20 protein-coding genes are annotated in these 25,029 nt (G+C 68.8%); 14 read left to right on the forward strand and 6 right to left on the reverse strand.

From position 1 onward, the window contains the following. The first annotated feature begins 170 nt into the window (after positions 1-170). Genes BXA10_RS31090 through BXA10_RS27365 form a run of 3 tightly spaced genes read left to right on the forward strand, consistent with a single transcriptional unit; the run spans position 171 to position 2,173 of the window. Complete coding sequence (locus BXA10_RS31090) at positions 171-284, forward strand: NAD(P)H-dependent oxidoreductase (RefSeq protein WP_245828565.1); 114 nt, start codon at positions 171-173, stop codon at positions 282-284. Positions 285-308: 24 nt separating this feature from the next. After that, complete coding sequence (locus BXA10_RS27360) at positions 309-1,322, forward strand: ATP-binding cassette domain-containing protein (RefSeq protein WP_076473783.1); 1,014 nt, start codon at positions 309-311, stop codon at positions 1,320-1,322. Beyond that, on the forward strand, positions 1,319-2,173 hold the full coding sequence (locus BXA10_RS27365) for an ABC transporter permease (RefSeq protein ID WP_076473734.1): 855 nt from the start codon (positions 1,319-1,321) through the stop codon (positions 2,171-2,173). The genes BXA10_RS27360 and BXA10_RS27365 overlap by 4 nt, the downstream gene beginning before the upstream one ends. Before the next feature lie 7 nt (positions 2,174-2,180). Here the strand turns inward: BXA10_RS27365 and BXA10_RS27370 are convergent, their stop codons facing one another. Then, positions 2,181-2,900, reverse strand: a complete 720-nt coding sequence (locus BXA10_RS27370) for a TioE family transcriptional regulator (RefSeq protein ID WP_076473784.1) — start codon at positions 2,898-2,900, stop codon at positions 2,181-2,183. Positions 2,901-2,965: 65 nt separating this feature from the next. Between BXA10_RS27370 and BXA10_RS27375 the strand changes: the two genes are divergently transcribed. Next, entirely contained in the window at positions 2,966-3,481 is a 516-nt protein-coding gene (locus tag BXA10_RS27375; RefSeq protein ID WP_076473735.1) for a DUF6194 family protein, read from the forward strand. Between the two features lie 178 nt (positions 3,482-3,659). Then, entirely contained in the window at positions 3,660-4,919 is a 1,260-nt protein-coding gene (locus BXA10_RS27380) for a phosphodiester glycosidase family protein (RefSeq protein WP_076473736.1), read from the forward strand. Between the two features lie 31 nt (positions 4,920-4,950). Here BXA10_RS27380 and BXA10_RS27385 read toward each other — a convergent pair whose 3' ends face one another. Then, positions 4,951-6,285, reverse strand: a complete 1,335-nt coding sequence (locus BXA10_RS27385) for an AAA domain-containing protein (protein WP_175649328.1) — start codon at positions 6,283-6,285, stop codon at positions 4,951-4,953. A gap of 152 nt (positions 6,286-6,437) precedes the next feature. On the opposite strand from BXA10_RS27385, the gene BXA10_RS31095 reads away from it, so the two are divergent. Together BXA10_RS31095 and BXA10_RS27390 are read left to right on the forward strand one after the other, a co-directional pair. Further along, entirely contained in the window at positions 6,438-6,656 is a 219-nt protein-coding gene (locus BXA10_RS31095) for a hypothetical protein (RefSeq protein ID WP_139338178.1), read from the forward strand. A 77-nt stretch (positions 6,657-6,733) separates the two neighbouring features. After that, positions 6,734-7,054 (forward strand): GYD domain-containing protein, encoded by a 321-nt coding sequence (locus tag BXA10_RS27390; protein WP_076473737.1) that lies wholly within the window; start codon positions 6,734-6,736, stop codon positions 7,052-7,054. 464 nt (positions 7,055-7,518) lie between these two features. Here BXA10_RS27390 and BXA10_RS27395 read toward each other — a convergent pair whose 3' ends face one another. After that, positions 7,519-8,766: a phosphodiester glycosidase family protein gene (locus BXA10_RS27395; RefSeq protein ID WP_076473786.1), complete on the reverse strand. Its 1,248-nt coding sequence runs from the start codon at positions 8,764-8,766 to the stop codon at positions 7,519-7,521. 209 nt (positions 8,767-8,975) lie between these two features. On the opposite strand from BXA10_RS27395, the gene BXA10_RS27400 reads away from it, so the two are divergent. The 4 genes from BXA10_RS27400 to BXA10_RS27415 all read left to right on the forward strand — a co-directional run bounded on the left by BXA10_RS27400 (position 8,976) and on the right by BXA10_RS27415 (position 14,105). Continuing rightward, entirely contained in the window at positions 8,976-9,515 is a 540-nt protein-coding gene (locus BXA10_RS27400) for a SigE family RNA polymerase sigma factor (RefSeq protein ID WP_076473738.1), read from the forward strand. Next, complete coding sequence (locus BXA10_RS27405) at positions 9,502-10,677, forward strand: hypothetical protein (RefSeq protein WP_076473739.1); 1,176 nt, start codon at positions 9,502-9,504, stop codon at positions 10,675-10,677. The genes BXA10_RS27400 and BXA10_RS27405 overlap by 14 nt, the downstream gene beginning before the upstream one ends. Before the next feature lie 215 nt (positions 10,678-10,892). Further along, positions 10,893-13,112, forward strand: a complete 2,220-nt coding sequence (locus tag BXA10_RS27410; protein ID WP_076473740.1) for a choice-of-anchor J domain-containing protein — start codon at positions 10,893-10,895, stop codon at positions 13,110-13,112. 162 nt (positions 13,113-13,274) lie between these two features. After that, on the forward strand, positions 13,275-14,105 hold the full coding sequence (locus BXA10_RS27415) for an SDR family NAD(P)-dependent oxidoreductase (RefSeq protein WP_076473741.1): 831 nt from the start codon (positions 13,275-13,277) through the stop codon (positions 14,103-14,105). Between the two features lie 129 nt (positions 14,106-14,234). On the opposite strand, the gene BXA10_RS27420 is transcribed toward BXA10_RS27415, so the two are convergent. Beyond that, positions 14,235-14,630 carry a GIY-YIG nuclease family protein gene (locus BXA10_RS27420; protein WP_076473742.1) on the reverse strand — a complete coding sequence of 132 codons (396 nt, stop codon included), beginning with the start codon at positions 14,628-14,630 and terminating at the stop codon, positions 14,235-14,237. Positions 14,631-14,816: 186 nt separating this feature from the next. Between BXA10_RS27420 and BXA10_RS27425 the strand changes: the two genes are divergently transcribed. Continuing rightward, entirely contained in the window at positions 14,817-16,820 is a 2,004-nt protein-coding gene (locus BXA10_RS27425) for an FG-GAP-like repeat-containing protein (RefSeq protein WP_076473743.1), read from the forward strand. 9 nt (positions 16,821-16,829) lie between these two features. Here the strand turns inward: BXA10_RS27425 and BXA10_RS27430 are convergent, their stop codons facing one another. Next, entirely contained in the window at positions 16,830-17,135 is a 306-nt protein-coding gene (locus BXA10_RS27430) for a hypothetical protein (protein WP_139338180.1), read from the reverse strand. Positions 17,136-17,595: 460 nt separating this feature from the next. Here BXA10_RS27430 and BXA10_RS27435 point away from each other — a divergent pair, with 460 nt between their 5' ends. Then, a complete protein-coding gene (locus BXA10_RS27435) occupies positions 17,596-17,841 on the forward strand; it encodes a GntR family transcriptional regulator (protein ID WP_076473744.1) in 246 nt (81 codons plus the stop codon). Positions 17,842-17,931: 90 nt separating this feature from the next. Here the strand turns inward: BXA10_RS27435 and BXA10_RS31100 are convergent, their stop codons facing one another. Continuing rightward, the gene (locus tag BXA10_RS31100) at positions 17,932-20,721 is read right to left on the reverse strand and encodes an NB-ARC domain-containing protein (RefSeq protein ID WP_139338181.1); all 2,790 of its coding nucleotides are present in this window, start codon (positions 20,719-20,721) and stop codon (positions 17,932-17,934) included. A 338-nt stretch (positions 20,722-21,059) separates the two neighbouring features. Between BXA10_RS31100 and BXA10_RS27445 the strand changes: the two genes are divergently transcribed. Next, positions 21,060-24,134: a DEAD/DEAH box helicase gene (locus tag BXA10_RS27445; RefSeq protein WP_076473746.1), complete on the forward strand. Its 3,075-nt coding sequence runs from the start codon at positions 21,060-21,062 to the stop codon at positions 24,132-24,134. Positions 24,135-25,029: the final 895 nt, after the last annotated feature.

The raw sequence follows: 25,029 nt of genomic DNA on the forward strand, positions 1-25,029 counted from the left end.
CACCCGCTACGCCAAACGCGCATCCCTCTACCGGGCCAGCCTCGTCCTCATCGCCGCAATCATCTGGCTTCCATGATCGACAGGACACGCCCTAGAACGATCTGGCGGCCGTCCCCAGCCACCAAAGTGGAGCACGACGGGGCCGACTGCCGGGACGAGCGCGTCCCGGGGTGGTACCGCCCGAGTACAACCACAGCTTTGCGGCCTCGTTGAAACAGGCGATCGACTTCGCGTACGACGATTGGCAGGCCAAGCCGGTTGCGGCGCGCCCCTGTGTCTCGTGAACGCAACCAAGGAAGGTTCGGATGATGAGTGAGCGCACGACCGGCCTGGCCATCGAGGCCGAGGGGCTGACCCGCTCGTTCGGGGAGACCCGGGCGTTGGCCGGGATGGATCTCCAGGTGCCGGCCGGCACCGTCTACGGCCTGCTCGGCCCGAACGGGGCCGGCAAGACCACGGCGGTGCGGGTGCTGGCGACGTTGCTGCGGCCGGACGGTGGCCGGGCGCGGGTCTTCGGGCACGACGTGGTCACCCAGGCCGACAGGGTTCGCGCCCGGGTCAGCCTGACCGGCCAGTACGCCTCAGTCGACGAGGACCTGACCGGCGTCGAGAATCTGGTGCTGCTCGGCCGGCTGCTCGGGCTGCGCAAACCCGCTGCCCGGGAGCGGGCGGACCAGTTGCTGGCCGCGTTCGGGCTGACCGACGCGGGTGCCCGGCAGGTGAAGAAGTACTCCGGCGGCATGCGGCGGCGCATCGACATCGCGGCGAGCATCCTGAACACCCCGGACCTGCTCTTCCTGGACGAGCCGACGACCGGCCTGGACCCGCGCAGCCGCAACCAGGTGTGGGAGATCGTCCGGGCGGTGGTGGCGCACGGCACGACCGTGCTGCTGACCACGCAGTACCTGGACGAGGCCGACCAACTGGCCGGGCGGATCGCGGTGGTGGACCACGGCCGGGTGATCGCGGAGGGCACGCCGGGCGAGCTGAAGTCGTCGATCGGTGCCGGGACCGTCCACCTGCGACTGCGGGACGCGGCGCAGCGACCCGAGGCCGAGAAGGTGCTGCAGGCGGCGCTCGGCGTACCGGTGCAGCTCGAAGCCGACTCGCTCGCGCTCACCGCCCGGGTGGGCAGCGAGGGCAACGACCTGGCCGCCGGTGAGCAGGCGGCCCGCGCGCTGGCGGACCTGGCCCGCGCCGGCATCGTCGTCGACGACTTCTCCCTCGGTCAGCCCAGCCTGGACGAGGTCTTCCTGGCCCTGACCGACCACCCCGCCGTCCCGGACGACGAGCGGGACGAGCAGCTGGAGGCAGCACGATGAGCAACGCCGCGACGACGTCCGGCCGCGCGCCGTCCGTCTACGTACCGTCCGCCGAGGCGCTGGCGACGGTCCTCGCACCGGGAGAGCGGCCGGCGAGACCGAGCGCGCTGGCCGCGTCGCTGACCTTCGGCTGGCGTGCGCTGCTGAAGATCAAGCACGTGCCGGAGCAGCTCTTCGACGTGACGGCCTTCCCGATCATCATGGTGCTGATGTTCACGTACCTGTTCGGCGGGGCGCTCGCCGACAGCCCGCGTGACTACCTGCAGTTCTTCCTGCCCGGCATCATGGTGACCAGCGTCGTCATGATCACCATGTACACCGGGGTCGGACTCAACACCGACATCGAGAAGGGCATCTTCGACCGCTTCCGTACGCTGCCGGTCTGGCGGCCGGCCGCACTGGTCGGCATGATCTTCGGCGACGTGCTCCGGTACGTCCTGGCGGCCGTGGTGATCCTCAGCGTCGGGCTGGTGCTCGGCTTCCGCCCCGATGGCGGCGTGCTGGGCGTGGCCGCCGGGATCGGCCTGCTGGTGGTCTTCTCGTTCGCGTTCTCCTGGGTCTGGACCTTCTTCGGCCTGGTCCTGCGCAGCGAGAAGTCGGTGATGGGGGTGAGCATGATGGTGCTCTTCCCGCTGACCTTCCTCAGCAACGTCTTCGTCGAGCCGAGCACCATGCCGGGCTGGCTCCAGGCGTTCGTGAAGGCCAACCCGATCACCCACCTGGTGGCCGCGGTACGCGCCGCGATGGCCGGTCAGTCGGATCCGACGAACACGATGTGGCTGCTGCTGTGGAGCGCCGGTTTCGTGGTGGTCTTCGGCACGCTCACCATGTACCGCTACAACCGCCGCTGACGCCCGATCAGTGGCCGGTGGCCGTCAGGTAGTCGGATAGGCGGGCGGCGGCGACCAGCATGGCTCGGCCCCGAGCGGTGAGTCGCTGCCGCCACCCGTTCAGGGACGCGGCCAGCGGTTCGGGGCCGTCGGCCGCGCGTACCTGCCGCATGACGGTCGCGATGTGTTCGAGCAGGTAGCCGCCCCGCCGCAGCAGGTGGGCCAGTTCTGCGTCGCGTACGTCGTCGGGGCTGTAGTGGCGTTGCCGGGAGACGCGGTCCCGGGCCGGGGTGAGGATGCCCGCCCGTTCCCACTTGCGCAGCGTCGCCGGGGTCACGCCGAGCCGGTGGGCGAGAGCGCCGACGGGCAGCGGCCGCTCCGGCCGGTCACCGGTCGGCGCGGCGGTGAGCACGCCCACGGTCACCTCGACGGCGTCGAGGGTCTCCCGGTCCCGGAGCAGCTGGGCGTGACCGAGGTCCACGGCACGCAGCGCGGCGTCGACGTCGCCACGGTTCGCCGCGCGCATGATCTCGGCGCCGACCGCGTGGCCGTACGCCGGGATGAGCGCCAGGTAGGCGCGGAGCGCGGCGGCGTGCAGCTCGGTGTACGCGCGGTAGCCGCTCGGGCTGCGCCGGGCGGCGGGGATGACCCCATCGCGTTCGTAGTTGCGTACGGCCTGCGTGGAGATGCCGTGCTCCCGGGCCAGGTCCACCGGCCGGTAGGAGTGTCCTGCGGTTTGAGGGTTCAACACGCTGCTCCTGACCGTTCATCGTGAGAAGTTTCAAAAGCTGGTTCAACGATACGGTTGAGGTCATGACTGCTGAAGCACCCGGAGTCGGGTCCAGGCCCACCGCCGACGAGATCACCGAGCGGATCCTCGCCCTGCCGGGTGTCGAACTGCTCGTGGCCACCGAGGAGTCGGGTGCCCCCGAGGTGGCGTGGGGCTGGCGGTTCTTCTACGTGGGCCCGGATCGCCGCTCGCCGTTCGCCACGCTGGGCGGGCGCGACATGGCGGGCTTCGACGAGGCCTCCCGCCTCGACCGGCCCGGCGTCTTCCGGCTCAACCTCGACCTGGGGCGGCACGAGTTCGAGCGCGTCTTCGGCTACCCGCCGGCGCAGGCCACCGAGCACCGGAGCGAAGTCGACTTCGCGGCGCTCGACGAGGTGCTGCCGCGCCCCGCCTACGGCACCGCCGCGTGGGCCTGCGTGCTGAACCCCGGCGCGCGCAGTCTCGCCGAGGTCGAACGGCTGATCCGGCACGCGCACGGCAGGGCGGTGGAGCGCCATCGCCGCGCGCTGGTCCGCGAGCGACGAGGGAGCCGACCGTAAGGGGATGCCCGTGCGCAGGGCAGATGCCCGAACGGGCACTTACGGTTCAGGTCGCCCACCTCAACCGTTCACCCTCGCATGATCGACTTCTCGGGACGTTTCCGCTGGTCCGGCACCTCCGTCGGGCTGGCCCGAGCCGCCGGGTAGCGGCTCGGTTCCCGAGAAGAAAGGAGCGGCGATGAGGGCATCGCAGCTCGTACGCCCGGGTCTGGCGGTGCTGCTCGCCGCGGGGCTGAGCACGTTCGCACCGGCCGGCGCCGCCCAGGCGGAGACCCTTCCGACCGCTGGGTCCACCGCGGACTCCCCGATCACCTTCACCTCGACCGAGCGGCTCGCCCCGGGCGTGACCTACGGTTCCTTCCAGGTGGACACGCCGCGCGGCGTCACCGTCGGCTACCTGCTCACCGCCGACCTGCGCAAGAACGAGGTCTCCCTGGACCTGCTGCACCCCGACGCCGTCGCGCAGCGCCAGGTCGTCTCGGCGATGACCAACGATCAGGGTGCCGTCGCCGGTGTGAACGGCGACTTCTTCAACATCAGCGAGACCCACACCAGTGTCGCGCCGACCGGTTCGGCGTCCGGCCCGGAGATCGCCGACGGCGAGGACCTGAAGTTCGCCGTACCGAACGCGCAGCGCTTCGGCCCGGGGCTCGCCCCCGGCACCTCGACCCGCGACGTGTTCGGGGTGGGCGTGAACGGCAAGGCTCGCGTCGACACCCTCAGCCTCGCCGGTGAGGTGCGCAGCGAGAAGGGCACGATCACGCTCGACGGCCTCAACCAGTACGCGCTGCCGGTCGGCGGCGTCGGCGTGTTCAACTCCGACTGGGGCACCGCCAACCGGGTCCGGTCGACCTGCGGCAGCGACACCAGCCGCCTCGACCCGTGCAGCAGCCACACCTACGAGGTGACCGTGCGCGACGGCGTGGTGACCTCGGTGAGCAGCACACCCGGCACGGGCGCGATCCCCAGCGACACCCAGGTGCTGGTCGGCCGCGAAGCCGGCGCGGACGCGCTCGACGACCTGGTCGTCGGCGACCGGGTGCAGGTGGACGAGAAGCTTGTCTCCGCCGGCAAGCCGAAGCTGACGTTCGCGGTCGGCGGCGCCCCGATCCTGCGTGCCGGGCAGCCCCTCGCCGGCCTGGACACCAAGACCGCCGCCGTGCGCAGCTCGGCCGGCGTCAGCGCCGACGGCCGGACCGTCTACCTGGTCGCGCTGGCCGGCCGCGCGCCGGCCAGCGCCGGCTTCACGATCGCCGAGCTGGCCGACCTGATGCGTACCCTCGGCGCGGACGCCGCCGTGAACCTCGACGGCGGCGGCTCCACCACCGTCGCCGTTAAGGAGCCGGGTCAGACGGCCGCCACGGCCCGCAACAACCCCTCCGACGGTACGGAGCGCGCGGTCGCCAACGGCATCGGCATCTTCATCGGCCGCCACTGACCTGACGATCAGGGGAAGCGCGGTCTGCGGCTCAGCTCCGGAGGCCGCGCTCCTTCAGGTAATTGATCATCGAATGGTTCGCCTCCCAGCCGTCCGGAAACTTGACCGGCACGTCGAGGTGCATGGGCTCGGTCGACGGGTGGGCGTCGAGCAGGTCGGCGATGCCGTCGCGGGCCACCACGATGCAGGCGTGCCGATGCCGGGACGCCAGCACGCAGAGCCGCCCCGACTCCAGGTGGAACGCGGTGGCGTCGCGACGGCCGGAGAGCGGATGCAGCACGATCGTCACGTCGTACTCCCGGCCCTGCAGCCGGTTGGCGGTGTCGACGGTGATGCCCTCGCCGGCCGCGCCGAGCTGCGCCCGGATGGCCGCCGCCTGGTCGCGGTGCGCCGCCCCGACGGCGATCCGGTCGGCGGTCACCGGCGCGCCCGCCGGGCGGTGCTCGGAGACGGCGACCGCGCCACGTTCCAGCAGCCGCACCGCGAGCGCCGCACAAGCCGCGGCGGCCTCCACGTCGGTACGCAGGGTCTGCCGCTCGGGCAGCTCGTACAGCCCCCAGCCGGACGCGGCGGCCACCTCGATCGTGCTGTCGACCGCGTCCCCCGGCCCGGCCTTCGTCAGCGACAGCGCCCGATCGTCGGGACCGGTGCCGGCGCGGAATCCGGTGAACGGGTAGAACGCCCGGGCGACCACCGGCGCGGCCGACGACGGCAGCCGCCACGAGACCGGCAGCCGGTGCACGGGAAGCTCGGGGTTGTGTCGCAGCAGCACGGCCACCGCGGACTGCATCGGATCCCAGCTCAGGCCGGTCCAGCGCGTGGTATCCACTGTGGAGAACGGGTCGAGCTGCCCGGGGTCGCCCACGAACAGGGCCCGTTCGAACCGGCCGGCCACGCGCAGCAGGGCGTCCGAACGCATTTGGTACGCCTCGTCCACGATCGCCCATGGCCAGCAGCCCTCGCTGACCGTGGCCCATTTGGCGGCCGTACCAATGATGACGGCCGGGCCACCCAGGTCCGCGACCTTCGCTGCCACCCGCACCGTCGCGTGCCCCCGCACCCGTTCCGAGGGCTGGTAGTCAGCGGCGGAGAGGCGGCCGATCCGCAGCTCGGGGGCCTTGCGGGCGAGACGGTCGATGAGATCGTCGACCTGCTCGTTGGTCTGCGCCACGATGATCAGGGTTTCGCCGGCCGCGGCCAGCTCGACCGCGGCCCGGACGACCAGCGTCGACTTCCCGGCGCCGGGCGGCGAGTCCACGACCACACCGCGGTGCTCGCCGGAGCGCAGATCGGCCAGGACCGCCCTGATGACCCATTCCGCCTCCACCGCGGGCGGCAGCTCCAGCCCAGCCAGCACGTGCTCCACCCCCACTCACCGCTGCCCGCACCCTACCGGCAGCCTCTGGTGCGGGCCGGTCGAGCCACGGCGTCGGCACCGGTGCCAACGCGTCGCGGCGCGGCAGCCCTACCGGGCGGAACGGATGGACTAGCCGCCGACGGACCGGGTACGCGCCGGCCATGGGTAGCCAGAAGCCGAACAAGCATGATCCTGGCGGCGAGTCGGCGCGCGGCCGGCGTCATCCGGGCAGCGGAGCTCGGGGCAGGCAGGGCTCGGAGGTGGAGCGCTCGCCCGAGCGCCGGCACCTGCGGGCCGCCACCGGCACCTCCGGCTCGGAACGGGACCACGGGCGGGCCAAGGTCGAGGGCAGCGGACGGGTGCAGCGCCAGGGCGGCTGACCGCAGCCGTGGTACGCCGCAAGGGCAGTCCGGGCGCGCCCGTGTGGCGCACCGACGTATGGAGAGGTGACGTCGAGATGGCTAAGTTCCTGCTCAAGTCGACCTACACCGTTGACGGGATCAAGGGCCTGCTCATGGACGGCGGCAGCAAACGGGCCGAGGCCGCCACGAAGGCGATCGAAGGGCTCGGCGGGCGAGTCGAGTCACTCTGCTTCGGTCTCGGAGCGCATGACACGTACGTGGTGTGCGAGCTGCCCGATCACAAGACGGCAGCCGCGCTGGCCATCGCCATCCGGGCAGCCGGGGGTGTCGACACCCGTGTCACTCCCGTGTTGACGCCGGAAGAGGTGGACGAGGCCACCCGAAAGCAGCTCAAGTACCAGCCGCCGGGCGCGTGAGCAGCCGACCGCCCGCTGGCCGCTCGGGTCACCGCAGCCCCGACCACGGTCGGGGCGCGGCTGGCACCACCACGCCGGTGGGCCTGAACAGGCCGACGGGCTAGGGATCCCTGGTCGCCACGCCGGCCAGCACCCAGGGGCTCGACCCGCCACGGCCCGGTCGAGGACCGGCGGGAGAACGGTGGTAGTCCCCGGCCGGTCGCGACGGGGACGTCCACCTCGTGCCCTACCGAGCTGATGTCGCCAACGCATCAGGGTCTTGTGCACCAGCCAGCCCCGACACCTGATGTCGCAAACGATTCAGCTCTGAAGCATCCGAGGTGCTAACCCTTACCTCGATCCAGCTCCACCGATTCCTAGGCGGGTCCAGCCGGCAGTTCACGCCTCGACCACCTCGACGCGGGACGGCGTGCGGGTGCCGCCGGCGCGATGGCCGGCACCACCCGCACGCTGCCGCTGAGGTGTCAGTGCCCGTTGTGGTACGGGCCGTCCACGTAGACGAGCGCGTCGCCGACAGCCCGCTCGGCGCCGCCCGGGTGGTTGACCAGGACCCCGTCGACGGCCATCGCGGTGGAGCCGCCGCCGTCGAGGTTGATCGCGTCGGTCAGGCCGAGCGCCTGGGCGACGGCGGCCGTCTCGTCCATCGTGGTGCCGACACTGGTGGTCTGCCGGCCGTCGATGGTGGCGAGCACGATCTTCCCGTCGCGCATCGTGCCGGCGATCGTACGGGGATTGCGGCCGAAGAAGCTGTCACCGGGAGCCCCGGCGGGCACGACGATCTGGCCGTTCCTCGTCAGCTGGTACCGCCCGGTCACCCCGAACAGCCCGGGCCGCAGCGGGAGCTGCTCGCCGTTCTGGTCGGTCAGGGTCGACTTCTGCTCGACGCATCCGGCGCCGGCCACGTCGAGCAGGGCGACGGTGTCCTGGCCGGTCGCCTGCAGCGAGGTCTGACCGGTGGCGAGCGCGGTGCCGCGGGTGGTGGCGGTACGGACCACGCAGCCGCGCCGGTCGAGCACGACCTCAACACCCGCGCCGGACGGGGTGGCGGCGGCGAACTCGGGGGTGATCTGGACGACGTCACCGGGCAGGGTGCACTGCGTCTGGTCGGCGAGAGCGGCGCAGCCGGCGGGAACCACCGGCGGGTGGTTGACGAACTCCAGCGGCAGGACGGCCCCGGTCTCCCGGCTCCGCACGCTGCCCGACCAGCTCAGCTTGCCGGTGACGGCCCGGTTGCTGTTCGCGTCGACGACGAAGTTGGCCTCGGCCGGGTCGGTGACCGGCTCGCTGAGCAGCTTCCCGCCGAACAGCCCCAGCCCCACCGGGTCACCCGGGTAGAGCTGGCTGGCGGTGAAGGTGAAGAAGGAGGCGTTGACGCCGGCCAGCGCGCCCGAGCTGCGTACCAAATCGGTGGTCTTCTCGACCTTGGCGAGGTCCGGGCCGTAGGTGGCCTTCAGGTGGCCGCGCGCGGTGTGCGGGTCGATGGTGAGGACGTTGACCACCCACGGACCCCGCGTGGTGGTGTTGATCTGGTCGGCCGGCGCCGGCTCGGTGCCCCGCACGATGCGGGTCAGGGTGACGCCCTCGGCCAGGGTGCTGCTGGTGGTGACCTCGGTCAGGTCCGCGTCGCCGAGCGGGAGCGTGCCGGTGGCGGCCTCGGCGGGAGCGCCCGGGGCGACACCGAGACTGATCGCGGCCAGGGCCGCGGCGGCGATCGCGCCGGCCCGGCGCAGGCCGGACAGGCCAGGAGTGGAAAGAGTCATGCCTCGACCCTTCCGACGACACGGAACGATCTACCCGACACCACCTGACACTTCGGCAAATTGTGAGTAAGGAGGGGGATCCGGGTAGGCCCCACAAAAGACGGAGAAGAAATCTCCTCACACGCGGCAACATCCGGCTGTGCCCGCGCCGTTCTAACCGCGTGAGAGCCGAGGACGAGGAACGCTTCCGGGAGTTCGTCGCCGCCCAACTGCCCGTGCTGCGGAAACTCGCGTACGTCACCTGCGGTGACTGGCACACGGCGGAGGACGCGGTGGCGACGGCGCTGGCCAAGCTGTACCCGCGCTGGCTGCGGCTGGAGCGACCCGACCTGTACGTGCGGACGATGGTGGTACGTGCCGCCATCGACGAGAAGCGCCGCCCGTGGCGACGGGAACGTGCGGCGGGCGACGCCCTTCCCGACCTGGCGCGACGCGACGAACTGACGCTGGTCGACGACCGGCTGCGGATCCGGGCCGCCCTACAGGCCATCTCGCCCGGGCAGCGTGCCGCCGTGCTCTGCCGGCACTACCTCGGCATGAGCTTGGAGGAGACGGCCGACGCACTCGGCTGCCATGTCGGCACCGCCAAGAGCCAGACCTCACGCGGCCTCGCCCGCCTCCGTCAGGTGCTGGGCGCCGACCGGATCGACCTGGACGAAACCATGCGACCAGAACGGGAGAAGACCAGTGCACGTGCATGAGCTGGTGGAGACGGCGGCGTCGGACGCGCCGCCGCCCCGGTACACCGTCGACGACATCGTGACCGCCGGCCGGACGGTGCAGAGGCGCCGTCGCGCCGGGTGGACCGTGGCCTCCGCCGCGCTCGCCGTCACCGGCGTGGTCGTGGCGAGCAGCATCGGCCTACCCGGCACCGCGGTGCGCCCGCCCGCCGGGCAACTGCCCGCTGCGGCCACGTCCCTGGCGGCGACCGCCTCGCCGCTCACCCCGGCTCCCACTTGGGAGTTCCCGGACGACCCGTTCACCTACGTCTTCCAGCGGTTCGACGCGGGCAAGCTCCACGTGCAGAACCCGGCCGTCGCGTCGAGGGCGTACCAGATCGCCGCGCTGCACATCGACGGCCTGGTCACCCACGACCGCGCCGTCGATTCCGCAACGGCCCCACAGCCGTCCGAGGGCGAGAGCAGCCTCTACGCGTACCTGACCGTGTACCGCCCGGGCGCCTTCGACCCGCGGAAGTTCGGCGGGAGCCGGGTCACCGTCGAGGGGCACCAGGCAATCGAGCGGGACGGGCCGTCCTACGGCCAGAACCTGCGCCGGGCGCTCGCCTGGGAGTACACCGACGATGCCTGGGCGGTCGCGGAGACCCTCGCGAAACCGTCGGACGTCGGCTTCGCCGACCTGCGTGGCCTGGTGGGCGGGCTACGGCCCGGCGCGCCGACCCCGGCCCGGGTGCCGTTCAACGTCGAGTACGTACCCGCCGGCTACCGCGCCGCCGAGATCGGGCAGCACGCCTTCGCCGGCCTCAACGGCATCGCCGGCGCCGGTGACGGCAACTACGGCGGCGCCATCTTCGCCGCCCCGGCCCTGCCCACGAGCGGGCTGACCGAGCCGTACGGCGGTCCGGAGGGTGAGGACCCGCCCGGCAGCTTCCAGATCCTCGTCCTGCCGAACGCCAAGTCCAACCAAGCGCTGAAGGACGGTGAGCAGCCGCCGGCCGAGCCGAAGTGCGGTAACGGCTTCTGCACCGCGTGGACCGCTGACGGTAGGACCACCATCCAGGTGGACAGCGACGGCCGGCTCCCCGACGCGGAGATGATCAAAATCCTGAAGGGGATCGAGCTGGCCGACGTCACCGACGACCGCACCTGGCCGCTGGCGAGCACCGCGCTGCGGGCCGGCTGATCGGCTAACGGCGCAGGTCACTGACCCACCGGCCGTACGTCGGGCCGGGCCCGGCGCTCCAGCCGGGCCCGGCCCGGCTCTGTGGACGGTGCTGTGGATCATGCCCGCCGATCATTGCCAAAGGCAACGATCTGGCGGTACGAACAGGAGCGATACCCCGGTGGCCTGCAACGGAGCGTCGGCCACCGAAACTCAGCCAACCCAAAGGGGGGCTAATGGCACGCAGCCGGATAGCCGGTGCCGCAGCCATCGCAATCGTCGTACCGCTCCTGGGTGTCCTTCCCGCGTCCGGCGCGGCGGCCGCTCCCGCCCAGCCGGCGACGAAGAACGACCGGCCCAGCGACGACACCCGCGAACTCGCCCGCAAGACGTTCAAGGTCGACGGCCACGAGGTCGCGACGCCGACCCGCTACCAGCCGCGCGCCCAGGCGCGCTCGGGGGCGAAGGCCGCGGCGCAGACGCCGGCAATCGGCACGGTCCGCCAGTGGCTCGGGCTCGACGACATCGACGGCACCTACTACCGCAAGGACTACACGCTGCGGGGTGTCGGCGAGAACATCGAGGTGTGGGTCGCCAACGACGTCTCGTTCCCGGCGAACGACTGCCGCAACCAGGTGGCCTCGACGACGCAGATCACCGACGAGCAGGTGCAGAGCTTCGTCCACGAGTTCGACACCAACATGTACCCGAAGGAGACGGCGGCGTTCAGCCGGCCGCCGGACCGGGACGGCACCAACGCCCAGGTCGGGCCGGACGCCGACGGCAACGGTGGTGACTACACCGGGGCCGGCAACAAGACGGTCACGCTGGTCGACAACGTCCGGGACGACAACTACTACGACTTCCCGGCCGCGCCGACCTACGTCGCCGGCTTCTTCTCGGCGCAGCTCAACGAGCTGTTCGACCGCAACGTGATGACCATCGACGCGTTCGACTGGCTGCACCGCACCGGGGCGAACCCGCCGAACGAGCCGACCGACGACCTGTGCACCAGCCGCCCGGCCCGCCCGTTCAGCTACGAGGGCACCTTCGCGCACGAGTGGCAGCACCTGGCGCAGTACTACACCGACCCGTTCGAGGGCGTCTGGCTCAACGAGGGCCTGTCCGACTTCGCCCAGACGATCACCGGGTACGTCAACACCAAGGCGACCGTGTTCGACCCGGGCGCCGACGGTCACCTCTTCTGCTACCAGGGCTTCGGCACCGTGCAGACGCCGTACAACGCCAACCCGCGTGACTGCGGCGGCCCGGAGAACTCGCTGAACCTGTGGGACGAGAGCCCCAACGCGAACGCGGTGCTGGCCGACTACGGCAACGCCTACGCGTTCATCCAGTTCCTCTACGACCGGTACGGCAACGACATCGTCCACCGGCTGCACAACGACGGTGACCGGCAGGGTCTGGCGAGCCTGGAGGAGGCGCTGAAGGCCGAGGGCGCCAAGGACATGTACCAGGTCATCCACGACTACCAGACGATGACGCTGGTCGACAAGATCGTCGGGGACTCCAGCCGCGGGACCATGCTCGGCGTGCCGAAGAGCCGGGTGACCACCGAGAGCCTGCGCTCCACGGTCAACCTGGACAACCCGGCCGCGTACGCGACCCCGGGCGCGGCCCCGAACGGCGCCGACTACGTGCCGCTGCAGAAGGCCGACGGCAAGCTGCTGCGCGGTAGCGACCTGAAGTCGCTGTCGTTCCAGGGCGCCAAGACCCTGCCGGCGCAGCCGCTGGCCTGGACCGTGGTCGACAACGACCCCGACCGCGCGGGCAACCCCGTGCTGTTCTCCGGCAACGGCAACAACACCGACGCGGCCGCCGTCACCCAGGTCACCGTGCCGACGGCCGACCCGACGCTGCGCTTCGTCGCCAAGTACGGCGCGGAGTTCGGCTTCGACTACGGCTACGTCACCGTCTCCACCGACGGCGGTGCCACCTACACCGCCATCGCGGGCGACAAGACGGTCGACGGGCCGCTCGGCCCGGGCGTCAACGGCACCACCAACGGGTTCGAGGCCCACACGTACGACCTGTCCGCGTACGCCGGCAAGTCCGTCCTGCTCGGCTTCCGCTACCTCAGCGACGGCGGCGTCAACGAGGGCGGCTGGCTGATCGACGACATCACCGTCGGCGGCACCACGGTCAGCGACGGTAGCAGCCTCGCCCCGTTCGACTCGCCCACCGAGATCAAGCCGGTCGCCGTCGACAACTGGAACCTGCGCCTCATCGGCATCGACGAGAAGCACTCGCGCGCCTCGCAGTTCGAGTTCGACGGCAAGTCCGACCTCACCCTCAACCGGGCGCAGCTGGCGAAGCTGAGCCAGTTCCCGAAGGTCGTCGCCGTGGTCGCCTACGACGAGCCGACCGAGCAGGTCACCCAGTACGCGCCGTACACCCTGAAGGTCAACAACGTCGTCCAGCCGGGCGGCACCAACTGACCTGAGCCGTTCCGAGGGCGCCTGTCACCGATCCGGTGGCAGGCGCCCTGTTCGATCGTTGCAACCTCGGTGCCTGTCACTTCGGTAGCAGGTGCCCCGGTTGATCTCCTACGATGAGCCGTCGTCTCATTGGTGAGGATGGATTCCGTGAACGATCGGCCCATGGCAGGTAGGACCGTCGTGATCACCGGGGCCAGCGCGGGCCTCGGCGCCGAGGCGGCCCGCCGCCTGGCCCGGCTGGGCGCGACCGTGGCGGTGGTCGGCCGGTCACCGGAGAAGACCGCCGCCGTCGCCCGCGAGATCGGCGGCGAGCCCCTGGTCACCGACTTCGCCCGGCTGACCGACGTACGCAAGCTCGCCGACACCCTCCTGGAGCGTTACCCCCGCATCGACGTCCTCGCCAACAACGCCGGCGTCGTGCTGGCCAGGCGCAGCCGCACCGAGGACGGCCACGACACCATGTTCCAGGTCAACTACCTGGCCCCGTTCCTGCTCACCAACCTGCTGCTGGACCGGCTCACCACCCCCGGACCGGCGCGGGTCATCGCCACCTCCAGCAAGGCCAACCGGTCCACCGGCATCGACCTCGACGACCTGGAAGGCGCACGCCAGCGATCCGAGATGCTCCGGTACGGGATCACGAAGCTGCAGAACATCCTGTTCACCCGCGAGCTGGCCCGCCGTACGCAGGGCACCGGGCTGACCGCGACGGCGTTCCACCCGGGCGTGGTGCCCGGCACCGCGATCAACCGGAGCACCCCGCTGATCGCCGCGCTGTCCCGGTACCGCCTGCTGGGCCGGGTAGCCACTCTCGAGGAGGGTGCCGCGCCGCTGGTCCACCTGGCCACGATGCCGGACCCGGAGACGGCCAACGGCAGCTACTACCACTGCCTCAAGCCCAACGGGCCGGTGCACCCACACGCCAACGACGACCAGCTGGCGGCCCGCCTGTGGGACCGCACGGCAGAACTGCTCGGCCTCCGGGTGGCGTGACGAGGTCGGACCGGCGGCGCGCCGGGGCGGCTGCCGCGTCCCGGCGGGCCGGCTGCGTATGACGGTCCCGGCTGCCGCTTCCCGGTGGGCCGGTTTAGGTGCGGCCCCATTCGACGGCCGCTCGACCCGTCAGGTGGTCCGGCGAGGCTTGGGCACCTGCCGGTTGAAGACCGGCATGAGGGCCAGGACCAGCGCGTCCTTCGTACCCTCCGGGTTCTCGGTCTCCTGCCAGCGGACCTCACGCCGGCCCAGCCAGCCGGCGATGTCCTCGGCGGTCGCCGCCCGGGTCGGGGTGTCGAGGAGCTGGCCGACCTGCTCGTGCAGCACCGACGAGTCCCGGCTGCCGGTCAGGTGCTGCCGCAGACGCCGACGCAGGTTGCCGGTCCAGCCGACGTAGACGACTGTGCCCCCGTCGAGGACCACGTGCACGCCCCGCGCCGCCGGGGCACTGGCGGCGGTGTCTGCGTTGTACGGCTGCGCGGGCGTGAAACCGGCCAGCAAGTCATCGATCAGGGCGACGGGCATTCCCGGAGGCTACTACTCCGCACCCCTGCACGGGCCATCGTGCTGGTCGCGCCGCCGGCAGCGTCCGGCACCGCCTCGCCTGGCGTCACATCGGAAGCTTGATCGCGCGGCAGATCAATGTGACGCGGTACGACGGCGAAGCGCCGTACTCACGGAATGATCAACACGGGGACCGGAGGACGCCCGATGGCGCACACACCCACCCGCTTACGACGGTTCGGCATCGCCCTGGTGGCGGCGCTCGCCGCCGTGACCCTACTGACCGCGACGCCCGCCCAGGCCGGGCCGGCGATCAACCCGCCGCCGGCGACCAGCGCGACGGCTGTCTCGTCCACCCAGATCCGGGTGAACTGGCAGGCGGCGCCGCAGGCATCGTCGTACCGGGTTTCCCGCTCGACCGGGTCGAGTGGCCCCTACACCCAGGTCGGCAGCAGCACCAGCCTGGAATTCCTCGACTCCGGGCTCGCCCCGGCCACCACCTACTACTACGTAGTGCAGGCCGAGTACCGGAACAAGCTCTCCGGCCAGTCGCCCCAGGCGAGCGCCACCACCCTGCCGGTGCTCTCCGCGCCGAGCGGCCTGCGGCTCACCGGCACCCCGTCGGTGATGGAGCTGACCTGGGTGGCGGTGCCCGGCGCGGCCCGCTACGAGGTGTACCGGCATCACCCGATCGACGGGGACAGCCTGATCACCACGACCACCGAGCCGTCGTTCCGCGAGACCGGACGCTCGGACGGCTACTACTACCAATACAAGGTGCGCGCCCTGGCCGCGAACGGCGCGGCCGGCCCGTTCGCGTCCGGTGCCGCGTACACCGGCCTGGCGACCACCACCACGATCGCCGTCGACCCGACCCGCTCCGAGCAGGGCCAGTCGGTGGCGCTGTCCGCGCGGGTCCGCACCGCCGACGGGTCCGAGCCGTGGGGCAAGGTGGTCTTCATGGCCGGCAGCGAGGTCGTCGGCCAGGCCACCCTCTGGCACGGGTACGCCGCCATGGTGACCACCCCGAAGGCCAGCTCGGTGAGCTACTACGCCCAATTCGAGGGCTACGGCACCAACCCGAACAACGGTGGCAGCTCCTCGGCGGACCTGCCGTTGCAGATCGACCCGGCGTACGGCGAGGTGTCCTTCGGCCCGTCCGAGGCGGCCCGGGTCGGCTCGACCGAGACGGCCATCGCCGCCGGCGACCTCACCGGCGACGGGCTCACCGACGTGGTGCTCACCACCGGCATCGAGGCCGACGCCGGGGACCTCAACCACTCGGCGTACCTCTACGTCCAGCTGCCGGAGCACCGGCTCGCCGCGCCCGTCCGCTACGCCACGTCGGCGCCGACCGGCGGCAGCATGGTCCCGGTCATCGCCGACATCGACAGCGACGGCCGCAACGAACTGCTGGTCGCCTCCGGCGAAGGGCTGGACCTGTACCGCCAGTCCACCGGCGGGCTCGCCGCACCGGTGGCGCTGCCGTTCGGCGCGGCCCTCGGCGACGTACACGTCATCGACCTCGACCAGGACGGCAAGCTGGACCTGGTGGCCACCACCAACGAGTCGGTGCTCGTGCGCTACGGCACCGGGACGGGCGAGTTCGCCGCGCCAGTTGCCGTGACCACGCCGCTCTCCGGTCCGGTCCTGGGAGTCGCCGACGTCACCGGCGGTCCCGGCCTGGACCTGGTACGCCTCGACGGCCGGAAGGTCATCGTCGTGGAGCAGACCTCCGCGCGCACCTTCGCCGCTCCGGCCGGCGTTCCCGTGCCGGAGGGGCAGGAGATCGACGCGCACTCGTTCGCGACCGGCGACGTCACCGGCGACGGCCGGGCCGACGTGGTCGTCACCGTCACCGGCAACATGCCCGACCCGCGGATCTCCGTGCTGACGCACGACGCCACTGGGGCGCTCGCCGCGTGGCAGGTCTACGTCGCGTCCGACATGCCCGAACCGGTCGTCCTCGAGGACATGGACGGCGACTCGCGGCTGGACGTGGTGGTCGCCCACGGCGGCTGGTACCAGGTGGGCGTCCTGCTCCAGCGCCCCGACGGCCGCCTGGGCCGCGAGCAGCAGGGCTACAACGCCTACTACGCCTCCCACTACGAGCACCGCGGTCTCGCGGTCGGCGACATCAACAGCGACGGCCACAAGGACGTGCTGCTGGCCGACTACAACAACGGCCTCGTGGTGGTCCCCGGCGCGTAGCGGACTCCGTCAGGCGACGGGTGGTGCCTCTTCGGCGCCACCCGTCGCCGCTATCGGGGACAGTTCCTCGCCGGCGGGACTGCACGGCCCGGCATGCCCGTCGCGCCGCCGGCAGCGGACAGCCACGTCGAGCCGGGCGTCACACCAGATTCGGGTACGCAGGAACTGGCTGTCCTCCTCGCTGAGAGTGGTCTCGCCGAAGTCGATGGCCGTGACGTGGCTGAGCGAGTCGCGGAGCGCCGTCGCAAGGATTACGGCGCCGTCGAGACTGGTCAGCGTGGTGGGCAGGTGAATGATCCAGCGCGGCGCGGTCATCGGTGACACGAGCTCTTGGCCTTACTTGGCTGCCGGGGTCGGCCGTCAGCGTGGCAGTACATGGGGCCCTCCTCTGCTGGTCGATGTCGAAGTTCAAGTGCGGCACCGAGGCGGGCGGGGGCGGCAGGCACGGCCGCGCGTCCTTACCAGCCGGAGCCCGGCACCCGCCCCGGGCCTGTCTCGTCAGCCCCCGCGTCCCAAGGCCAGGCTGTCTCCGGCGATCGGCCTCGCGGTGCTTGCATGAGCAGGTTGGGGCGTCGGAGCAGCACGCCGTTCAGACGGGCTCGGGGAAGGCCGACTGGCGACGTCGGGCTGCTCCGACGAAGGTCCACCACAGTGCCTAGCTGGGGTGTTTCCTCTTCAACGCACCTTAGCGGCATTGCTGGTAAAGTGAACGTTGCCCTTGAAGTTCTCCCAGCGCCCGTGATCAGATGTGTGGGCCTAGCTGGGAGTCCTTCGCATGCCCGCACGACAGTTCGAACCGCACTACCGACGGATCATCGCCGACATCCGGGGCCGCATCGCTTCGGGCGAGTGGCCACCCGGCCACAAGCTGCCGTCAACCAAGGCGCTAGCCGAGATGTACGAGGTCGGCAGCGCAACGACGGTGCGCCAAGCCATCACGATCCTCATCGAGACCGGCGAGCTGTACGGCCACCAAGGGCTGGGGGTCTTCGTGGCAGAACGACCTCAGGGCCAACCGTAGGCGGACTCGCTCACTGACCATGGAACCGCCTGGTCGAGGCAGGCAACAGTGACGTACGTTCCGAGCGACTGTCCCGCCCCGGCCCTATGCTCAATGCTTTCCTAGCGAGTCCCCCAGTCGGCGCCTTAGGCTTTCACAGTGCTGATTCCCGGGCTCCCGTTCCAGCCCCTCAACTACCCAATGGTTTGCCGCGTCAGCATCCTGATCGTACATGCACAGCCAGGCCAGTCTTGATAGGTCGGTTGCGTCTGCTTCGTCTGCCCTTACTTCCATCAGCCGCCGAAAACTTTGGATGATCAAGCGCCGCTCATCCGCGTTAAGGTCGATTTCCTTGCGAGACAGTAGACGGTTCAGCCGGGACGCCGACTCACTTAGATCGCGATATGGCGGTCGTGCGATTTCAGCAAGCTGCAGGCGAGCGTGCATTTCTGCAACAGGATCACCAGACGTCCGATAGCGCTGAATAAGCCGCTTCCACGCTTCCTGATCTCCCGGACGCGCTTCAAGGTAGCGGTTTATCGCCGTAATCACCTTTTGGTTCGGATAGCCTAGGTCCTGATAAAGGTCTGCAAGATTCAACCAAGCCGGAGGATATGAACTGGCGATATACTCAATTACCGCAAATTCCTGCGACAGATCGCCGATCTTACCCTCTCGGCTCGCTATCGCAAGAACCAGCCGATCGACCCTCGGCCCAAGACCTCGGGCGAGATCTATTGTCGAGGTCGCACCGAATCCTCGAATCAATTCAAGATCTGCCTCGATCGCAATTTTCAGAGGGCTTGTAACAAGCTTTTTTCTACCGAATAGCGCCGCCGCCAGTGGAACAGAAAGATAGTCGGCCTTCGTTGCTTCCTCGAACGTGGTCTCTACCAGAGAAAGCTGCTGGAGTTCCGTGAGCGCCCTCTCGATATCCAACCGCTCATTCCCTGGCCGAAGGAGCACTGCCTCAAGGCCAATTCGGGGCACGAGAGAACGCCAGCTACAAAGAGTTAGGAATACACGTTGCCCTGCAGGGGATAGCGCCGCGAACGATCGATCGAATAGCGCATCCAGCATGGCATCCTTGCCCGCAATAACCCGCTTCAACGAGGCCTTCTTGCCCATGCTGGCGACTTCACCTAACAGCACCTTCGCTATATACGGGTGTCCGTCCGATTCTTCGAACAGGTCTTCCTTGAAGGAGCTGTCAATCAAATTCGAAATGTTCAAACGTGCACTAACCTCAGACACCAGCACCGAAAACTCGGACCGGGTCATCCCTCCGACTTCAACTGGGTAGTCAGCTTTAAAGTCACGACTGCGAGTGGTGATAAGAACCTTATTCGGCAGTCTCACCGCATTACTCAGGTAGCTGTAAAGCTCCGCCTGTTCGCGAATCGTCTCGAAGTTGTCAAGAACGAACAGAAATGGCCCGTCCCCGTCCTCTCCCGAGAGGCAGTCCGTCAAATACTTCTGAGCTTCGGTCAGCTTCAGGGGCTTTTCCGGTACCATTAACTGTGCGAAGTCCTTGGCTACGTCTTCCGTCGATACGACGTCTGCTTTGACCACGCGGGGACCTTCAGGCAACAGGTCTATATCTCTCGCACTGAACCAGATGATTGCAAAGAAGTTATTCTCGTCGGCCAAGCCATGAAGGACCTCCAAGGCTAACGAAGTTTTCCCCACCCCTCCTCGTCCATGGAGCGTGACAACCGGATGCCTACTGTCCCTCAAAAGGTCGGCGAGTTCACGCTCTAGCTCACCTCTCCTCACATAGGAGGAACGACGCGGCGGCATGTTCGAAAAGGAGTTCCCAATCACGTCAAGTTGCGGTCTCGCGGTTGTCTCACTGACGGGTTGCGCTTGCACGGGAAGGACATACTTGCTTCCGTCCTCGGATCTCCGTTCGTCCGAAACGTACGACAACACTTCGAACGTAAGCTTCTGAAAATTGCCGTTGGGCAGGAAGAAATCAGTCAAATCGGGGTCGGTAAACAGTAGTCGTACCGGACGATACCCATTTTGGTAGATATAAGTACCGTCGCTCAGCCCGTGATTACTCTCTTTGGTTAGCTTTGAAAATGCGCTTCTGTCTCCACCGAACCCACTCACCCGGTATTTTCCTGATAAATTTCGGCGAACGTAGGCCCAAGACCGCGAAAAGGCCGGCGCGGAGCCAATGATCAGCATCAAAGATGCTTCCAACTTGGGGCATACCTTAGATAGCGTGCTGGCCCTGGGGGCTCCGTGGCCTCTGGTTCTGTTTCTCAGCCATACGAACTGGCGAACCCACTGCCGGAACGTAATCTTCTGGCGGCTCGACTCCGTAACGGTTGAGTCGACGCATCGGCATGCCTCATTGAGTAGATTCACGGCGTCGCGCTGCCAGCCATACTCGGATGGCCCAAGCTGAACACTGAGAGCGCGTTGTGAATCCCGAGCGGCCGGCACAAGCAGCTGACTGGCGGGCCCCGTTAGGGCTTCGTCCAACACGTCCGCCCATTCGCCGATACTATTGGCGCGCACTAAACGATATTCAAGGGAGTATCTGTGCTGCTGGCGATCGTCTTGCAGGGCAGCTAGAAGTTCTAGCGTCAAGAGTTTTATTAGGGACTCGCCGACATACAGTAGATCGAAAAAGTAGGAGGTGTCGGAGTCTTCCTTCGCTCTGTTCGCCCGTTCGAGCATCCTGGCAATAGGCAGAAACTCTGTAGTCAACTGCATACCTCCACTCGCTGCAGCAAGGGCACCAGCGGTCTTGCCCTCGAAGGGGATTACCTGGTCCGGGTGCCCGTTCGCTCCAGCAAGCGCCGTCATTGGCATGCCGGCGGCACCCGCACCGCGATCACCGCGACTCCCGCGGCCACAGATGGCCGGAACTCTCCACCCAACGAGCATCGCCCTCACCTCCCCACAAGGCGTGTCGGCGAGGTTACCCGGAGATGTCCCGCCGGCGCGGTCCCGCTCCAATCCCCCGTTCGGCTCAGGCGATCCGGCCTATATGCGCTGTCAATCACCCGCCAAGTGGATGTTGCCTCCCACCATCCAACTCTTGCCATCGGCGTTTTCCCAGGTAGCGGCCCTAGCGCCGCGTCACTTCGCGCGTCGGCCTGTACGGCATTCGAAGCGTGACCGAGGGGAGCATGCTCGCGCTTGCGCTGCCAAATGTGTCATCCGCTGGGAACTTGAGTGAAGGTCGGGCAGCAAGCCAGGCTCGAGACGGTTAGGTTGCTCGGATGACGGATGTTGGGCGGGGCGTCTACGAACACCTCATAACCCGCGAGTTGGCCGACCGTCTGCAGCATGTCGATCCCATCCTGGTCAAACGGGACAAGCTCGACCCCGCCGACGCGCACCATACTCTTGCCCGCCACATCGCCGGCCTAGCCGCCCGCGCCCTGCGAGCTGTCGCCAGCGGAGATGACAAGCTCCAACGTCAGGTCGATCTGGCCAATCGCATCGCCGACACCATTGCCACATTCAGCCCGCAAGCGGCAACCGGACAAGACCAGGTGAGCGACGCTAAACACTTGCTGCACGCCATCGCCGCACCGCCCACCGCGCCCGCGCAGCCTGTCTTCCCGCCACGCCCCACCACGTCGCTCTCCACCGGAGCGCTTTTAGTAAACGGCAAGCACCAGCCGCGGATTGGGCATGAGGTCACCTACGAAATGGCCTCGGCCGACTCTGTCGACCTGCTCTGCGCGTTCATTAAGTGGTACGGCCTGCGCCTCATCGAGCCGGCTATCCGCGACCTGATCGCCCGCGGCGGCCGCCTCCGGGTGATCACGACCACCTACATGGGCGCTACCGACCAGCGGGCCCTGGAGCGGCTTGCTGAACTGGGTGCTGACATCAAGATCTCCTACGAGACCAGGACCACCCGCCTGCACGCCAAGGCGTGGCTGTTCCGCCGCAACAACGGCATGACCACGGCGTACGTCGGCTCATCGAACCTGTCCAAGTCAGCGCTGGTCGACGGGGTGGAGTGGAACGTACGGATCTCGAACGTCGAGCAACCGCACGTCATCGACACGTTCGAGGCTACCTTCGAGGACTACTGGAACGACCCGGCGTTCGAGGCGTACGACCCGACGCAGGACGGCGAGCGGCTCGGTCACGCGCTACGGGGCGAACGCGGCGAGGAGGCGCCAACCGAGATCGCGAACCTGGACGTCCGGCCGTACCCGTACCAAGGGGAGGTCCTCGCCGACCTGGATGCGGAGCGGCAGGTCCACGGACGCTGGCGCAACCTTGTGGTGATGGCTACAGGCACCGGCAAGACGGTGGTCGCCGCGTTGGACTACCGCCGGTTGGCTCGCAACAAGACCGTCGACTCGCTGCTGTTCGTCGCCCACCAGGAGCAGATCCTGCGGCAGAGCCGATCGACGTTCCGGCAGGTGATGGGAGACGGCAGCTTCGGCGAAACGATGGTCGGCGGAGACAAACCGAAGCAGTGGCGGCACGTGTTCGCCTCGATCCAGTCACTGCGTCGGCAGGAGATTGACCCCGAGCGGTTCGACATGGTGATCGTGGACGAGTTCCACCACGCCGAGGCGCCGACGTACGCGCGGTTGTTGGAGCGGTTGAAGCCTCGCGTACTCCTGGGGCTGACCGCGACCCCCGACCGAGCTGACGGCGGCGACGTGCGGCGGTGGTTCGACGGGCACACGGCCGTGGAGCTGCACCTACGGGAGGCGCTGGACCGGCAGTTGTTGGCGCCGTTCCACTACTTCGGGCTGCACGACGACGTGGACCTGTCGCAGCTGCGCTGGAAGCGCGGACAGGGCTACGACCCGACGGAGCTAGACAGCCTCTACACCGGCAACCAGGCACGGGCTCGGATGGTGCTGCGGGCCGCCCGGGACCTCGTCGATCTGGCGCGGATGCGGGCGCTCGGGTTCTGCGTGAGCATCGGGCATGCCGAGTTCATGGCGGACTGGTTCACCCAGCAGGGCTTACCGTCCGCGGCGGTGACTTCGAAGGTCGACAGCACGGGCCGGCAGGCGCTGATTCGCGACTTCAAGGCCGGCAAGCTGCGGGTGCTCTTCACCGTGGACCTGTTCAACGAGGGTGTCGACCTGCCGATGGTCGACACGATCCTGATGCTGCGGCCCACCGAGAGCGCGACGATCTTCCTTCAGCAGCTCGGCCGTGGTCTGCGCCTGGACGACGACAAGCCCTGCCTGACGGTGCTCGACTTCATCGGCGGGCAGCACGCCAACTTCCGGTTCGACCTGCGCTGGCGGGCGCTAACTGGGGTCAGGCGCCGAGAGGTGTACGACACAGTCGAGCAGGACTTCCCGTCGTTGCCGAGCGGGTGCCACGTCGAGCTGGACAGGGTGGCGAAGGAGGTCGTGCTCCGCAATCTGGAGAAGGCGGTCCCATCATCGAAGAACAGCATGGTTGCCGAGCTGCGCCAGCTCGGCGACGTGACCCTCGCGGACTTCCTGCGGGACTCCGGCCTGGAGATTGAGGACTTGTACCGGTCGGCGACGCTCGGCGGGTGGACCGGGCTGCGGCGGCTCGCCCGGGTGGACACGTCCGTGCCGGGGCCGGACGACCGGGAACTGGGGCGGGCGATCGGCCGGATGCTGCACACCGACGACCCGGAGCGGCTGGCGCTGTGGGATCAGGTGGCGACGGGCGGACCGCTGACCGGCGGGCGGCTGCTGGACATGTTGCATTTCAGCCTGTGGGGGCCGAACGCGCCGCTGTCGGAGCGGGACGCGCGGTTGGCTCGACTCTGGGCGGAGCCGGCGCGCTGCGCCGAGCTGCGCCAGGTCGCCGAGGTGCTGCGGGATCGGATTCACCGGGTCACCGAGCCGGTCGGGCCGGGCGGGGTGCCGCTGCGGGTGCACGCCCGGTACAGCCGCAACGAGGCGTGCGCGGCCTTCGGGATGCCGAACCCGGGGTCGCTGCGGGAAGGCGTGAAGTGGCTGCCGGAGGAGCAGGCGGATCTGTTCTTCGTCACGCTGGTCAAGTCGGAGCAGCACTACTCCCCCACGACGATGTACGCCGACCGAGCCATCACCGAGACGCTCTTTCAATGGGAGTCGCAGAGCACCACGTCGTCGGCGTCGGCGACAGGGCAGCGGTACATCAACCACGCTTCGCAGGGGTCGACCGTGCACTTGTTCGTGCGGGAAACCAAGGTCGCAGAGGGTGCGCTGGGGGTTCCGGCGTACCTGTACGCCGGACCAATGACGTACCGGCGGCACAGCGGGGATCGGCCCATGCGCATCCAGTGGGAGCTGGTACGTCCGTTCCCCGCTGACCTCTATGCCGCGGCCCGAGCTATCGCCGCGTGACCAGCAGGACAATCGCTAGGAGCAACGACAGATGCCGAGGATCGAGGGGCGTACGCCGCACGATAGGCAAATGTCGGCGGGAGGCCGGGACGCCGCTCGCGGCGAAGGGCCGATGCCGCTTACCGCTGGGCGGCGGCCATTCCCTGACGACGAGACTCGACCCGTCGAGGCAGGTGTGGGGCTCATACCCAACGCCTTCCGCACGTCTGCCTCGTTGCAGATGGGCCAACCTCGACGCTGAAGGCGGCGCACCATTCCCGCCAAGCTCAAGTCGGGGTCGTGTGCGGCCAGATTGCGAGCGGTCCTGGTGAAGTCGCGCAGTCGCCGACCGACCATGACAGGGCGGTATTCACTGATTACGGGCTTTGCCCGGCCCGGCTGCTGGCTGCGGGCCTGGGTCGCCTTGCTGGGTGCACTGCGGCTCATCTGCGGCGTACTGGGGGTCGGATGACGCTTCAACGCCCGGTCGACGGCTGCCGTGTCGATGAAGGTCCAGCCGTTTTGCCGGAGCCGTTTCGCGATCCCCTTCGGGCCAATGTTCGGTATTTTCGCTCGAACGCTATGGGCGGCGTCCGCTATTGCGCGCTCCGAAGGGCGGGGGTGGGAACTGGTGGCCCGCTTCGCCTTCGCAGTCGCGCCCTTGGCGGACCGCCGCTGACCTACCGCGATTCTCGTCGTCGCGGCCGGCAGCGCGCTGGGGCGCTGAGCAGAGGACGACGAGACGGCTCGATCAAGCCATACGTCGGGAGTACGGTCAGGACGATCGTCGTTCTCCCAGTCGTACCCAGGCAGTTCCGAATCGCGGCCTTCAGCGTTGGCGTAGAAGTCGCCAATGCCCCGTCTTCCCACCATCGCCACCCCCGAGATCTGACGAGTCCACGTCGCACAACGACGC

Origin of the sequence: Micromonospora avicenniae (genome assembly GCF_900156065.1) — a bacterium.
In the GTDB taxonomy this organism is placed as follows: Bacteria; Actinomycetota; Actinomycetes; order Mycobacteriales; family Micromonosporaceae; genus Micromonospora; species Micromonospora avicenniae.

Excerpts from the sequence above, each read along its gene's own strand:
- BXA10_RS27435 (WP_076473744.1), top strand. The coding sequence starts at position 17,596 with ATGCCCGCACGACAGTTCGAACCGCACTACCGACGGATCATCGCCGAC.
- BXA10_RS27430 (WP_139338180.1), bottom strand. The coding sequence starts at position 17,135 with ATGACCGCGCCGCGCTGGATCATTCACCTGCCCACCACGCTGACCAGT.
- BXA10_RS31095 (WP_139338178.1), top strand. The coding sequence starts at position 6,438 with ATGGGTAGCCAGAAGCCGAACAAGCATGATCCTGGCGGCGAGTCGGCG.
- BXA10_RS27415 (WP_076473741.1), top strand. The coding sequence starts at position 13,275 with ATGGCAGGTAGGACCGTCGTGATCACCGGGGCCAGCGCGGGCCTCGGC.
- BXA10_RS27380 (WP_076473736.1), top strand. The coding sequence starts at position 3,660 with ATGAGGGCATCGCAGCTCGTACGCCCGGGTCTGGCGGTGCTGCTCGCC.
- BXA10_RS27375 (WP_076473735.1), top strand. The coding sequence starts at position 2,966 with ATGACTGCTGAAGCACCCGGAGTCGGGTCCAGGCCCACCGCCGACGAG.
- BXA10_RS27445 (WP_076473746.1), top strand. The coding sequence starts at position 21,060 with ATGACGGATGTTGGGCGGGGCGTCTACGAACACCTCATAACCCGCGAG.
- BXA10_RS27420 (WP_076473742.1), bottom strand. The coding sequence starts at position 14,630 with ATGCCCGTCGCCCTGATCGATGACTTGCTGGCCGGTTTCACGCCCGCG.
- BXA10_RS27365 (WP_076473734.1), top strand. The coding sequence starts at position 1,319 with ATGAGCAACGCCGCGACGACGTCCGGCCGCGCGCCGTCCGTCTACGTA.
- BXA10_RS27410 (WP_076473740.1), top strand. The coding sequence starts at position 10,893 with ATGGCACGCAGCCGGATAGCCGGTGCCGCAGCCATCGCAATCGTCGTA.
- BXA10_RS27360 (WP_076473783.1), top strand. The coding sequence starts at position 309 with ATGAGTGAGCGCACGACCGGCCTGGCCATCGAGGCCGAGGGGCTGACC.
- BXA10_RS31100 (WP_139338181.1), bottom strand. The coding sequence starts at position 20,721 with ATGCTCGTTGGGTGGAGAGTTCCGGCCATCTGTGGCCGCGGGAGTCGC.
- BXA10_RS27390 (WP_076473737.1), top strand. The coding sequence starts at position 6,734 with ATGGCTAAGTTCCTGCTCAAGTCGACCTACACCGTTGACGGGATCAAG.
- BXA10_RS27425 (WP_076473743.1), top strand. The coding sequence starts at position 14,817 with ATGGCGCACACACCCACCCGCTTACGACGGTTCGGCATCGCCCTGGTG.